Source organism: Neobacillus sp. S1227, assembly GCF_055385255.1.
Window position 1 is genome coordinate 2,041,852 of the sequence record NZ_AP038276.1, and the last position, 12,776, is coordinate 2,054,627.

Below are 12,776 nucleotides of genomic sequence, written 5' to 3' on the forward strand. Positions count from 1 at the left end.
TAAATTACGAAAGGAGGAAACTTTTTTGAAGGTTCAACACTTAGTGGAAAAATACGGCTTTTGTCCAGTCACGGAGCCAGACAAACGGAAGAAGGAAATTGAATTGCTCCAAAGAGAGTTGGTCATTTTTAGGAAACTCCGTGAGCAGGGAAAACGAATTGACCTTGACGAATACGAGGAACTTCTCAAGAAGGTCAAGCAACTCAAACGAATTGACCGAGCCGAAAACGACGTTCTCTTTTTCATGTATCAATATTTGAGTGCCGACTTGAACCCAGAGTTTGACGACCCACTCATTCCAAGTGGAGTCTCCGTTCAAGACGCTCCAGACTTTCACGTTGAGCTAACAAATATTTTGAATGTGGTTTCCAATGAGGAGGTCAACAAGAGAATTGCCTGGGCTGCTCCTCGTGGTCATGCAAAGTCTGCTTATTTGTCGAACTGTTTTCCACTTCACCAGGTTTGTTTTCAAAAACGGAAATATATTCTGATCATTTCCGAGACCGACGCTATGTCCAAAAAGTTTGTGGAGTATGTCTCAAACACATTGAAATTCAACGCTCTACTCCGTGAGGACTTTGGAGAATTATTGAGTCCGAGAAGTCAAATGAACGAACGAGACAACCAAGAGGCTTTCCTTTCAAAAGCTGGAACATTGGTTGAGGCCAGTTCAATGGGGAAACAACTCCGTGGTAAACGTAACGGAGCTTATCGTCCAGACTTGGTCATTTGTGACGACTTGGAGTCTAGCAAAAATACAAACACGGCTGAACTCCGTGAAAAGAACCTCCATTGGTTCAACTCGGTTGTTATTCCAATAGGAGACCCAAGTCGGACGGCTTTCATTTACATGGGAACCGCAGTTCACCAAAGTGGTCTATTATTCGAGGTCATGAAACGAGCCGACTTCCAAAGCAAGTTGTTCTCGGCTGTTGTTTCTCCTCCAGAACGTCAAGACCTTTGGGACGAATTTCAAAATATCATTACAAACCAAGAAGACCCAGACCGAAAGGAGAACGCTCTCCATTTCTACGAAATGAACAAGGTTGAAATGGACAAAGGAGTCAAGGTTCTTTGGGAGCAACGCTGGTCCTATGTTGGACTCATGATTGAAAGAAGTTCAATGACTTCCAAAGCCTTCGCCTCGGAATATCTCAACAACCCAATTGACGAGGACTCTCAAATTTTCAACTCAAGCCGAATGGTCATGTGGGACTATGGAGACCTCGAAGACAAGAGCCTCGAAATTTATGGAGCTTGGGACATGGCTTTCGGTAAGTCGAACCGATCAGACTACAACGCTTGTGTAATTGTCGGACGTGAACGGAGGAGTGGAGTCATTTACGTTCTCCACACATGGGCAGAGAAGTGTGCTGCCCACATTGCTCTTGAGAAGGTCGTGGAGATTATCAAGGAATATCGACCAAAGACCTTTGCCGTTGAAACGGTTCAAGCTCAAATTGACCTCTACCGTCAATTACAAGAAAAGCTGATCAAGGAACGAATTTATTTCACCAAGCTCAAGCCCATCACAACGAACCGTTCTCACGGAAAGAAAGAGGAACGTATTGAGCAAATGGAACCGTTGTTTGAGAACGGAGTCATTCGTCCTCATAGGACTCAACGGCTGCTCCTCGAACAATTGGAAATGTTTCCTTTCGGAGACCATGACGACCTTCCAGACGCTCTCCAAATGACAATGGAGCTTTGCTCCTTAAACACAAGGAAGTCATGGGCAAGAAAGCCAACTGGTTTGTAATTTTGACCACTAGGTTGTGAAGACCATGTTCACACCGAACTATAAAGTGAACTTGGTCTATTACACATACCGTGACATTAATAAAGGAAAGGAGGTCATGTGTAATGTTCGAGGTTGGTCAATTCTACCCACACCCAGACCACAAGGCAAGAATTGAACGTTACCGTGAGAACAAGGAATTGTTCAAAGGAAATCACTTTGAAACTCTCTCAAAGTACAATGACGTTCTCACGACTTACCAACAACAAACCGTTTATGTTACAACAAATCTCGCTGGTCTAATCGTCAAAAAGTCGGCTGATTTTCTCTTTGGTGAAAATGCAATTTACTCGGCTGGAGGAAAGGACGACTCTCCAGAACAAGCAAAGCTGGACGAGTGGGTTCGTGAAAACGACCTCCACATTACAAACTACGAGTCGGCTCTCTCGAACGGTTACCGAGGAGACTCGTTCTATAAAGTGCGCTGGGGACAAGAACACGGTGGAATTGTTTCAAAAGAACTGGACCCATTCCGTGTAATTATTGAGGCTCAAAATGCAGAGTATGTCTTCCCAGAAACTTATCCAAATGACAACACAAAAATAATGGCTTTCCACATTGCTATTCCTTCCGAGGTTATTGGAACCGACGGAGAAGAATGGGTCTTGAACGTTGAAAGTCATTACCCAAATAAAATTGTGAAACGTCAATTCCGAATGAATCCAACGACCACGACGGTCATGGGAGTTCCTACGGAATGGAGAATTTATGCCGAGATTGTTGAGGCATACCAAGAGATTGAAACTGGAGTTCCATTCCCACTTGTTGTTCATGTTCCGAACTATTCAACGGACGACTCTTGGGAAGGAATAGACGACTTGACCGAGTTGAAAGGTTTGTTTGCCGAACTCAACTTGAGAATGAGTCAACTCTCCGAAATTCTTTCAAAACACGCAGACCCAGCAATGATTGTCCCACAAGGAACACTTGTTGAGGACGAGAATGGTCAACCAGCTTTCCGAGTTGGAGTTGACAAGGTCTTCGAGGTTATGAACGGAGAACTTGAACCTAAATATTTAACTTGGAACGGTCAATTGGAATATGCCTTCCGAGAAATTGAAAAAATTCTTGAACTAATTCTCATGAAAGCCGAAATACCAGCCGTTGCTCTTGGAGTCGGTGACTCTGGAACGAGTGGAGCCTCTGGCCTCGCTATCAAGTGGAGGTTGAACTCACTGCTCGCAAAGATTAACCGAAAACGGCAATATTACGACAAGGCTTTGAGACGTATTTTCACAATTGCTCAATTACTAGAGATTGACCGAAAAGGCAAGGTCGACTTCAAACCTTTCGCTCCTCATATTAAGTTTAAGGACGGTCTTCCAGAGGACGAAATGGAAAAGGCTACAATTATGCAAATTCGGACTGGAGCCAAAGCCACAATCTCGCAAAAACGAGCAATCATGGAGCTTGAAAACATTAGTGAGGAACAAGCTCAACAAATTCTCGACGAAATCGAGGACGAGGCAATGTCTTCAATGGTTGCAAATATGGAGGCTTTCCAAACTAATGACAACCTAGAGGACGAGAACTCGGACGAAACTACTAACAATGAAAATGGAGAAGAAAAGGAGGAATAATAAATGGCTTTCCGTATTCCTCCCACTCCTACTTATAAGAGAGACCTCGAAGAACTCGAAAGAGTTTACAAGAAAGCTCTTAAACGAATTACGTCAATGTTGGTCGCAACTGATCCGAACGACTTGCTCCGTCGTGAAATCTACGAGTCTATTATTCGTCAATTGACTTTCATAATTAACGACGTGAACAACGAGTCAAGAGATTGGATTGAAAAAACATTGTACGACGCTTTTGAACACGCTCAAGCCTCTGCTCTCGTCACAATGGGTTTGGCTGCCTCGCTGAAGGAGGCAAAAGGAAACCTCAATTTCTCTTTATTGTCTCGGCAACGTATCGAGGCAATGATTGACGACACATTCGAGGACGTGTTGAAAGCAACAACCAAAATGAGTTCGGACATGAAGAAACTTGTTCGTGAGGTTCAAGCCGAAGTCCTCCGAGTGAACACGGCTCTCCAAAGAGGAACCGTGACCTCGGCAAAGGACTTGAAAACGGCTCTTATGAAAGAAGGTTTCTCCAAGTCTTTGGTTGAGGAGAATTGGAAAGGAATTGTCGACGCTGGTGGACGACGTTGGGACTTGACAACTTACACGAGAATGGTTGCAAGAACCAAGCTCCAGCAAGTTCAAATTGAAGGAGCAAGGTTGACGGCTCTTGAGAACGACAAAGACCTCGCAATTATTTCTTCTCACGGAGCCAAAGACTCATGTCGACACTTTGAAGGAATGATTATTTCTCTCGAAGGTAAGACGAAAGGCTATATGACATTAGCCGACGTTCGAGGCTCAATGCTTATCTTTCACCCAAATTGTCAACACTCGGTTCACCCAATTGGTGACGTTGACGCTTTGCCTCAATCATTGAAGGATAAAGCAGCCAAAGCTGATCGTTCTGCCGAAAGAGCTTTGGAGAACCCAGAGCAACTCCGAAAAGAAGACGCTCAAAGACGTTACCAAGAAAAGAAACAACTCAAAGAAGAACTCAAGAGAAAACGTCGTGAGGCTCTTGAGAAAGCTCGTGAAACTCGAAAGAGAAATCGAGAAAACAAATAATTCGTTGACCGTGACGAAACACGGTTTGACCAATTGGAAGGTCAAGTCATTAAAAGGTTCCGTTCCAAATAATTGGTTCGAGTCGTTACTCGTAAAAAACGAAAACCAAAGGAGAGATTGAAATGAAGAAGTTCAAGAAGACATTCCGTTTTTATAATGAAAACCCAAATGGTGAAAATCAAAACGCTGGTAATAACCAAGACCCAAATCAAGGTCAAGGTTCTCAAAATACAAATGCTCATGAGCATGGGGACGACGGTTCCCAAAACCAAGGTCAAAAATTTGACGATAAATTTATTCCAAAATCTCGTTTCGACGAGGTCAACAATAAAATGAAAGAGCTTCAAGAACAACTTGACAAATTCCACAAACAAAAAGAGCAAGAAGAACTTGAGGCTAAAAAGAAAAAAGGTGAGTTTGAAAACTTATACAACGAGACACACAAAGAGCTTGAAAAGTTTAAAGGTGAACACAAACAAGCAAGTGAACGTGTGACTCAATTGGAAGGACTTATTCAAACTCTAGTTGACGCAGAACTTGAGTCCGTTCCAGAAGAACTTCGTGACTTGGTTCCAGAAAATATGACTCCAGAACAAAAATTGAGCTGGATTACCAACGCAAAGAAGAAAGGTCTTTTTGGAGCTGCTCAAAACAACAAGGCTGATCAACCTCTTGGAGACGCAACAAACAACCAACAACAAACCAATAATGTTGACTTCTCCAAAATGAGTGTGACCGAATTGTTGAAAAATGCTTATGGTTCAAAGAAGTAATTCCGAAAAAGGAATTGCTTTTTTAATTCCGTTAAATTACGGAATTACGAAATATAAAAACTAACACAAAGGAGAGGAATAAATAATGGCTTTAACTCTTTTAGAGGCTGAAAAGTATTCTACCGACGTTCTTCGTCGTGGAGTAATTGAAACTTTCGCTCGTAACTCTGCCGTTTTTGAATTACTTCCGTTCATGGAAATCGCTGGTAACTCTTACAAGTACAATCAAGAGCAAACACTTCCTGGAATTTCCTTCCGTGGAGTAAACGAAGGTTATGTTGAGTCTGCTGGTGTTATCAACCAGTTAAGTGAAGGCTTGACAATTCTTGGTGGTGACGTGGACGTTGACAAATTCTTGGCTCAAACTCGTGGCAATGTCAACGACCTTCGTGCAATCCAAACTGAAATGAAGTCAAAGACTCTTGCTCTTGAATGGACAAAGACATTCTTCAAAGGTGACGCAACCGCAAACGCAAACGCTTTTGACGGTCTTGAAAAACGTCTTCAAGGAAACCAAGTCATTACTGCTGGTACTAACGGAGCTACTTTAACTCTAACTATGTTAGACGAATTAATTGACGCTGTTGAAGGTGAACCAGACGTTTTATTCATGTCTAAAGCAATGAGACGTGAAGTCAAGAAATTATTGCAAGCCTCTCAACACTACATTGAGAACGGCTCTGACGCTTTTGGTCGTCCAGTTGCAACTTACGGTGGTATTCCTATCCGTGTTATTGAAACCGACGGAGCTGGAGCTGAAATTTTAGGTTTCAATGAAACTGTTGGAACGGCAACCAACGCTGGCTCTATTTATGCCGTGAAGTTTGGTGCTGACCAATACGTTTCTGGTCTTCGCAACGGTTCCGTGAATGTTCGTGACCTTGGTGAAATCGACGCTAAACCAGTGTTCCGTACTCGTATCGAGTTCTATTCTGGTCTTGCCGTATTCCACCCAAGAGCAGCTGCTCGTTTACAAGGTGTTTTAAAGTCCAACTAATTAATTGACCTCTGGGTTGGGTAGGTTTTTATCCTCCCAGCTTGGAGGTCTTTTTCTTTTTGCCTTTATGTGGGAGGAGAGTGTGTAATGTATTCTCAAGACCAAGTCAATGAGTATTGGTTCTCACGATTCCCAACGGCAAAGACGCTCAATGACGCTAAAGTCCAATATTTGAAGTCGATTGGTTTCGTCGGAACAATCAACGACATGGAAAGAGATTTTTATAACACTCTTTACGGTGTTGAAATGAGTCTCACCGAAGGTCGTCTTAGACACCTAGTTGAATTGAAGGACGATAATCCAGACTCTGGAGGAGACGGTGGACTACTACTTGGACTACTTTCAACGATTTTTAAAGGAGGAACGTGACAATGAGTAAATTCAAAGTCATTGCTCCAGTAGAGGTTGACGTTGTTTTCTTTGATTGCAAATTTGTCAAAGGTGAACATATTTGCCAAGACGAAAACAAAGTGAAAATTTTCAAGGACTGGGGATTCATTGTTGAGGAAGTTGAAGAACAACCTCAACCAAAGGAAAAGAAATCTAAAAAGTAAGGAGGTCAACTAAATGGCTTACACGCTCATGGACGCTGACACTTACTTTCAAAACGAAGTTCTTGTCAACCAGCTTTGGTTGGACGCAACTACCGATCAGAAAAATAGAGCTTTGAAAAATGCCGAAAATATGCTCTACCGTTTTTACTCCCAATTTGACCCAACTACAAAGCCAGTTCCAGACAAAGCCGTCTTTGAACAAGCATATTTCCTCATGTTAGTTGACGAGACGGTTCAAAAGGCTGCTCTTGGTGTCAAACAAGTTTCGGTTTCTGGCCTCTCCATTTCGGTTGACGCTCCTCGCTACCCACTTAGTCCAGAAGTCAAAATGATAATGGCAAAAGAAGGAGCTGGAGGAGTTCGTCTTGGGAGGTTTCGCTTATGATACCAACTAAAGACACGGTCACGGTTGAAAAAGCTGGAACGCTTGACGATTGGGGAAGACAAACTGGAACGACAACAACTTCCTATCAATGCCGAATTGATTACCGAACGGAAGAAGTCAAAGTTTCCAATGGAGTTGTTGCTCTTTCCAAAGCCGTTATTCTGATCAAAGGTGTCGCTCTCATTACAACGGAAGACACGCTCACATGGTCGGACTCATACGGAACACACCAAGCAAAACCTCTTTCGGTTAGTCCTTTAAAAGACCTCTCGTCCAAAGTTTTGTTCACAAAGGTCGTGGTCTAATATGGCTCGACTACGCTTTGACGTTCGCATTGAAAGGAACCTCGTTCCCAACGTAACAAGAGGCATAAAATCAACGGTCAAACAATCCGTGAGGACAATTGCTCAAGACCTCGCTCGAACTTCCTCGGAGTCTGCTCCTCACAAGACTGGTGACCTTGAGGACTCTTACACGGTTTCCTATTCAATGGCTGGGGACAAAATCGTTGCAACGGTTGAGTTTGCCGTGTTTAAAGGTGGGTTCAACTACGCTATTGCAATGCACGAGTGGACTTATTTCTTGGGACCAGGTTCTCAAGCCAAAGCTGGCGGAACTGGAATGTCTGGAACTTCATATGTCGTCGGACGGAAGTTCTTGACACGAGTTCTTGAAGGTGAGTCGGACACTTACGTCCAATATATCGCCCAACAAATTCGAGCAAGTTTAGGAGGTTAGGTTTCCAATGAGAGTTTCGGAATTGAAGGACTACATTGAAACTCAAGTTCCTTACAAATATGTGGTGAATATGTTTCATTCACAAACTCCAGACAATTGTTGTGTTGTATTGCTTGGGTCAAGTGGTCGTTCTGATCGAAACGTTGGGGCCTTACAATTCCAATTCCTTGTTCGGAACATTGACCCAGAACAAGCCGAGACAATGGCTCTATTAATCTACAATCACTTTAACAATAAAACGGACTATGTGATTGGAACAACGAGAATTGTTGTTAGTCGAGGACAACAAGCCGTTCCTCTTTATACTGGAGTGGACGAAAGCTCTCGACATATATACTCGGTCAATATAGACGTTATTGTTGACCGCTAATAATTACTAAATTACAAAAAGGAGTGTTTACCTAATGGCAAAAGTTGCAGGTGTTGACGTATTGCTTTATGCAATGGTTGGAACTACGACTCCAGTCCGTACCGTTCTCGGAGGACAAAGTGGTGCAACGCTAAACCGTGAGACAAATATCATGGAGGTTACTTCCAAAGAGAGTGGTTGGGCAGAGAACTTAGCTGGAGTCAAGTCTTGGTCAATTGAGGCTGAAGGTTACGTTGTTGTTTCCGACGCTGCTTATGACGCTATGGAAACGGCTTGGGAAAATGGAGACGAAATCGAAGTTGAAATTGTGGTTCCAAGTGGCAACACATACAAAGGAAAGGCTTTAATTTCCGAGTTTCCTCTTGAGGCTCCACAAGACGACGCTTTGACCTTCTCCATTACTCTCCAAGGAACTGGAGCTTTAACAAAGACCGCTAGTGTCTAATGAATGAGGAGTCTTCACGGCTCCTCTTACTTAATTACGAAATAAGCACATTAGAAGACTAAAAAACTATGAATGAGGAGTGTTTTAAATGGCTAACAAACATAGAGGTTTTGTTGAAATTGAACTTGATAAAAAGAGAAATCTTCGCTATACAATGAACGCTTTGGCTGAGATTGAAGACCAACTTGGTGTTCCATTATCCGAAATGGACAAAATCAAAATGACAATCAAAAACGTCCGTGTGATTCTTTGGGCAGGACTTATTCATGAGGACAAGGAGCTTACTCTTGAGGAAGTTGGTGAAATGGTTGACCTTGGGAACTTTCAAGAAGTTCAAGAGAAAGTTGCCGAGGCTTTCGCAATGGCAAAAAACGAGTAATTGCTCTGGACTGGACCGAACTCAAACGTTGGTCGTTCGGAGCATTAAAACTCAAGCCAGACGAATTTTGGTCTTTGACGCTCAATGAGTTGTCCGATATGTTGGAGGCTTACATTGAGGAGGAAAAACGTCAAGACGATATGTTGAACCAACGAACTTCGTGGGCAGTTGCTCACATTATGAATAGTTCTGGAAACTACAAGAGACGTATTCAACCGACTGATCTATATAAACCATTGAACTATGAGGAGCAACAAAAGGAACAACAAAATATTGTCAAGAGGTTCGAGTCGAAAGAACAAAAAGAGGACTACTTGAAAAACCTCATGAAGAAGTTCGGAAAAGAATTAGAAACGGACGGTCTCCAATGAGGAGGTCGTCCTTTTATTTTTGTATTTACGAATAAGAAAAGGAGGAGAAACGATTGGCTAGTTTGGCAGAATTAATGGTTCAAGTCGGAGCCGACATTTCCGAGTTTACGAGAAATATGCAAAACGTCCAAAGAACTATGGAAGACACTGGTCGTGGACTCATGAATGTTGGTCGCTCCGTTGGTGAGGCTGGCTCCAAAATGGCTCAAACGGTCTCATTACCAATTATGGCTCTTGCTACGTCTGCCGTTGTTATTGGAGCAAGTTTTGACAAGCAAATGTCTAAGGTTCAAGCAATCTCTGGAGCAACGGCTGGGGAATTTGAAAAGCTGAGAGCAAAGGCTCTTGAACTTGGTTCCTCAACTTCCTTCTCGTCAAGTGAGGTTGCAAGTGCAATGGAGGAACTTGCCTCCGCTGGTATGAATACCGAACAAATTCTCGCCTCAACAAAAGGTGTTCTTGACTTAGCAGCTAGTGCTGGGATTGGTCTTGCCGAGGCAAGTGCAATAGCTGGTTCTGCTCTAAACGGTTTCGGCTTGGAGGCAAGCCAAGCAGGACACGTTGCCGACGTATTGGCAAAAGCTGCCGCAATTTCTGCTACCAATGCAACTGGACTTGGAGAGGCTTTCAAATATATCGCTCCAGTTTCAAAGGCTCTTGGAATTTCTCTTGAGGAGACCTCGGCTGCTATTGGTATTATGGCAAACGCTGGAATTGAAGGTTCTCAAGCTGGTACGACACTCCGAGCTGGTCTCTTGAAGTTGGCAAGTCCGACCAAGGAAATGAAAGAACTCATGGCTCAAACTGGGTCACAATTCTTCGACGCTAACGGAAAAATGAAAAGTCTAGCTGGAATTATCGACGTATTGAGAAATGCAACCAAGAACATGACCGACCAACAAAAAGCCAACTATTTGGCAACCTTGTTTGGAACCGAGGCTGTTTCTGGGTTCATGGTTCTCATGGACGCTGGAAGTGGAAAAATCAATGAATATACAAACCAATTGAAAAACGCTAATGGTGAGGCTGGTCGTATGGCTGACACCATGACCAACAACTTGGCTGGAGCTTGGGACAACTTGACTGGAGCCTTGGAGTCCTTGGCAATTTCCTTCTCGGACGTTATGAAAGGAGACCTTCAAAGGTTGGCTGACAAAATTACCGAGTTGGTGAATTGGTTCAACTCACTTGACCCAGCTATCAAGAAAGTAATTGTCATTGTTGGGTTGTTAGTGGCAGCCATTGCCCCACTATTAATTGTAATAGGTTTCATTGCTCAAGGTGTTGGTGCTTTAATTACGGTCTTTGGTGCAATTTCTGCTCCAGTTCTTGCCGTGATTGGAGTCATTGCTCTCCTCGTGGCTGCTTTTGTTGCTCTATGGAACCACTCCGAGACATTCCGAAATGGGGTCATTGAGGTTTTCAATGCCGTCAAGGAGAAGGTCATGGAGGCAATTGGAGTTGTGGTCACATTCTTGAAGGAGAAACTTGATCAGATTAGACAATTTTGGGACGAAAACGGCTCAATGATACTTCAAGCCTGCCAAAATGTCTGGAACGGAATTGTTGCCGTGTTTGAGTTTGTCATGCCTCTAATTCTCGGAATTGTGAAAATGGTCTGGGGAAATATCAAAGGAGTCATTGACGGAGCTTTGAACATTATCATGGGTCTGATCAAAGTCTTTGCTGGGTTGTTCACTGGCAACTGGTCAAAGTTATGGGAAGGAATAAAACAACTTCTTGGAGGAGCCGTTGAGTTCATTTGGAACTTAATGAACCTCATGTTCATTGGTCGAATTATTAAAGGAATTGGTTCCTTCGTCAAGGCTGGATATGAACTTTTTAAAGGTTGGGGAACCTCAATCATTAATTTCTTCAAGAATACTTGGGACGACATTTTCAACGGTGTCGCCAAGTGGGTTGACAATGTGATTGAGAAAATCAACTATTTCCAACGTGTCGGAGCAAACATTTTCCAAGCCGTGAAACAAACAATCGTTGAGGCTGTTGAAGGAGCAAAGACTAAAGCCTTGAGTGTTTTCAACGGTTTGAAAGATGGAGCCGTCAATGTATTCAATGGCTTGAAGTCAACCGTCCAGTCGGTCTTCAACGGAGTGAGAGACTTCATTACGAACCCAATTGAAACGGCAAAGAACACGGTTCTCGGAATTATTGACAAGATTGTTGGAGCTTTCCGCAATATGAAAATTGAAATCCCAAAACCTCGTATTCCGAAAATTTCCGTGTCAATGAAGAAAGGTGTCATGGGTATTCCTTATCCAGACTTTGACATTAGCTGGAACGCTAAAGGTGGAATTTTCGACGGAGCAACTCTCCTTGGTGGAGGTCAGGGAGTTGGTGAAAAAGGAGCCGAGGCTGTTCTCCCAATTCAACACAAACGTTATATGAAACCGTTCGCCTCCGCTATTGCTCAACACATGGACACCTTGAACCAATACGACAAGGAGCCAGTCGTTGTTGAAAACATTGTTCACACGACAATTAAGCTTGACGGAGAAGTTGTTGGACGGAAAGTTGAAAAATACGTTTCTCGTCGACAACTAGACCGTCAAAAACGGACGAATAAAGGAGGACGATAATAAATGACTATGACGTTCAAAGGAGTCTCGGCTCCTTCTTATTTAAAAGTTTTGAAGGTTACTAGGTCAATTCTTCCTCCTTCAAAACTCAAAGTGTTAGAGATTGAAGGACAGAATGGAGCCTACTTCATTTCCAAAACTCATGGAGTAAGGAAAATTGAAGTCCAGGTTGGAATTATTGGAGCTAATCAAAACGACTTTCGTGTTGACGTTCGTGACTTTGCCAATTGGCTCGACTCCGACAAACCAGAGGCTCTCGTCTTTGACGACGAGCCGACTTTGACAGACTACGCTATTCTCGACGGAGACACGGACTTGGACGAAATTTTAAGGTTGGGAACTGGAACGTTGACGTTCTTATGTCCTCAACCTTTTTCTATTGGTCCAGCTCGAACGGTGACTGGCCTCACCGCTGGAACAAGAACGCTGACCTACAACGGAACGGCTCCAACTTATCCAAAGTTCACGGTTACTTTTTCGGCTCCTCAATCATTCTTTGAAATTTCAAACGGAACGGAAAAGGTTCATATTACGGCAAGTCTTGGAACGTCCACGACTCTCGTAATAGACAACCAAACTGGGAAAGTCACAATCAATGGGACTCTTAATCAACAAACGATCAGTCTTGACTCGGACTTTTTCCCATTAGTGAAAGGAGTAAATTCTCTCATAATTTCGGCTGGAGCCACGGTTAAAGTGGACTACACGGAGAGGTTCAAATAATAAATGAGGA

General features: G+C 43.1%; 16 protein-coding genes and 1 pseudogene. All 17 read left to right on the forward strand.

Annotation, left to right across the window (positions count from 1 at the left end; genetic code table 11):
* The first annotated feature begins 25 nt into the window (after window positions 1-25).
* The 17 genes and pseudogenes from terL (at window position 26) to ACZ5AE_RS10540 (ending at window position 12,766) form a co-directional block, all read left to right on the forward strand.
* Entirely contained in the window at window positions 26-1,759 is a 1,734-nt protein-coding gene (gene terL, locus ACZ5AE_RS10460; protein ID WP_464571991.1) for a phage terminase large subunit, read from the forward strand.
* 104 nt (window positions 1,760-1,863) lie between these two features.
* Window positions 1,864-3,378: a phage portal protein gene (locus ACZ5AE_RS10465; protein WP_464571993.1), complete on the forward strand. Its 1,515-nt coding sequence runs from the start codon at window positions 1,864-1,866 to the stop codon at window positions 3,376-3,378.
* A 3-nt stretch (window positions 3,379-3,381) separates the two neighbouring features.
* Entirely contained in the window at window positions 3,382-4,431 is a 1,050-nt protein-coding gene (locus ACZ5AE_RS10470; RefSeq protein ID WP_464571995.1) for a phage minor capsid protein, read from the forward strand.
* A gap of 122 nt (window positions 4,432-4,553) precedes the next feature.
* Entirely contained in the window at window positions 4,554-5,204 is a 651-nt protein-coding gene (locus ACZ5AE_RS10475) for a hypothetical protein (RefSeq protein ID WP_464571997.1), read from the forward strand.
* Window positions 5,205-5,289: 85 nt separating this feature from the next.
* Window positions 5,290-6,201 carry a major capsid protein gene (locus ACZ5AE_RS10480; RefSeq protein ID WP_464571999.1) on the forward strand — a complete coding sequence of 304 codons (912 nt, stop codon included), beginning with the start codon at window positions 5,290-5,292 and terminating at the stop codon, window positions 6,199-6,201.
* Between the two features lie 87 nt (window positions 6,202-6,288).
* Complete coding sequence (locus tag ACZ5AE_RS10485) at window positions 6,289-6,570, forward strand: hypothetical protein (RefSeq protein ID WP_464572001.1); 282 nt, start codon at window positions 6,289-6,291, stop codon at window positions 6,568-6,570.
* A gap of 2 nt (window positions 6,571-6,572) precedes the next feature.
* Window positions 6,573-6,755, forward strand: a complete 183-nt coding sequence (locus ACZ5AE_RS10490; protein WP_464572003.1) for a hypothetical protein — start codon at window positions 6,573-6,575, stop codon at window positions 6,753-6,755.
* A 13-nt stretch (window positions 6,756-6,768) separates the two neighbouring features.
* Window positions 6,769-7,140, forward strand: a complete 372-nt coding sequence (locus ACZ5AE_RS10495) for a hypothetical protein (protein WP_464572005.1) — start codon at window positions 6,769-6,771, stop codon at window positions 7,138-7,140.
* The gene (locus ACZ5AE_RS10500; RefSeq protein WP_464572007.1) at window positions 7,137-7,445 is read left to right on the forward strand and encodes a hypothetical protein; all 309 of its coding nucleotides are present in this window, start codon (window positions 7,137-7,139) and stop codon (window positions 7,443-7,445) included. The genes ACZ5AE_RS10495 and ACZ5AE_RS10500 overlap by 4 nt, the downstream gene beginning before the upstream one ends.
* Window position 7,446: 1 nt before the next feature.
* Window positions 7,447-7,878 carry a hypothetical protein gene (locus ACZ5AE_RS10505; protein WP_464572009.1) on the forward strand — a complete coding sequence of 144 codons (432 nt, stop codon included), beginning with the start codon at window positions 7,447-7,449 and terminating at the stop codon, window positions 7,876-7,878.
* Window positions 7,879-7,885: 7 nt separating this feature from the next.
* Window positions 7,886-8,248 (forward strand): minor capsid protein, encoded by a 363-nt coding sequence (locus ACZ5AE_RS10510; RefSeq protein WP_464572011.1) that lies wholly within the window; start codon window positions 7,886-7,888, stop codon window positions 8,246-8,248.
* 34 nt (window positions 8,249-8,282) lie between these two features.
* Complete coding sequence (locus ACZ5AE_RS10515; protein WP_464572013.1) at window positions 8,283-8,693, forward strand: phage tail tube protein; 411 nt, start codon at window positions 8,283-8,285, stop codon at window positions 8,691-8,693.
* Between the two features lie 88 nt (window positions 8,694-8,781).
* Window positions 8,782-9,072 carry a hypothetical protein gene (locus ACZ5AE_RS10520; RefSeq protein ID WP_464572015.1) on the forward strand — a complete coding sequence of 97 codons (291 nt, stop codon included), beginning with the start codon at window positions 8,782-8,784 and terminating at the stop codon, window positions 9,070-9,072.
* A 5-nt stretch (window positions 9,073-9,077) separates the two neighbouring features.
* Window positions 9,078-9,170 (forward strand): annotated as a pseudogene (locus tag ACZ5AE_RS10525) (phage tail assembly chaperone); the annotation flags it as partial.
* The gene (locus ACZ5AE_RS10530; protein ID WP_464572017.1) at window positions 9,171-9,443 is read left to right on the forward strand and encodes a hypothetical protein; all 273 of its coding nucleotides are present in this window, start codon (window positions 9,171-9,173) and stop codon (window positions 9,441-9,443) included.
* 53 nt (window positions 9,444-9,496) lie between these two features.
* Window positions 9,497-12,043 carry a phage tail tape measure protein gene (locus tag ACZ5AE_RS10535; protein ID WP_464572019.1) on the forward strand — a complete coding sequence of 849 codons (2,547 nt, stop codon included), beginning with the start codon at window positions 9,497-9,499 and terminating at the stop codon, window positions 12,041-12,043.
* A gap of 3 nt (window positions 12,044-12,046) precedes the next feature.
* Entirely contained in the window at window positions 12,047-12,766 is a 720-nt protein-coding gene (locus tag ACZ5AE_RS10540; protein WP_464572021.1) for a distal tail protein Dit, read from the forward strand.
* Window positions 12,767-12,776: the final 10 nt, after the last annotated feature.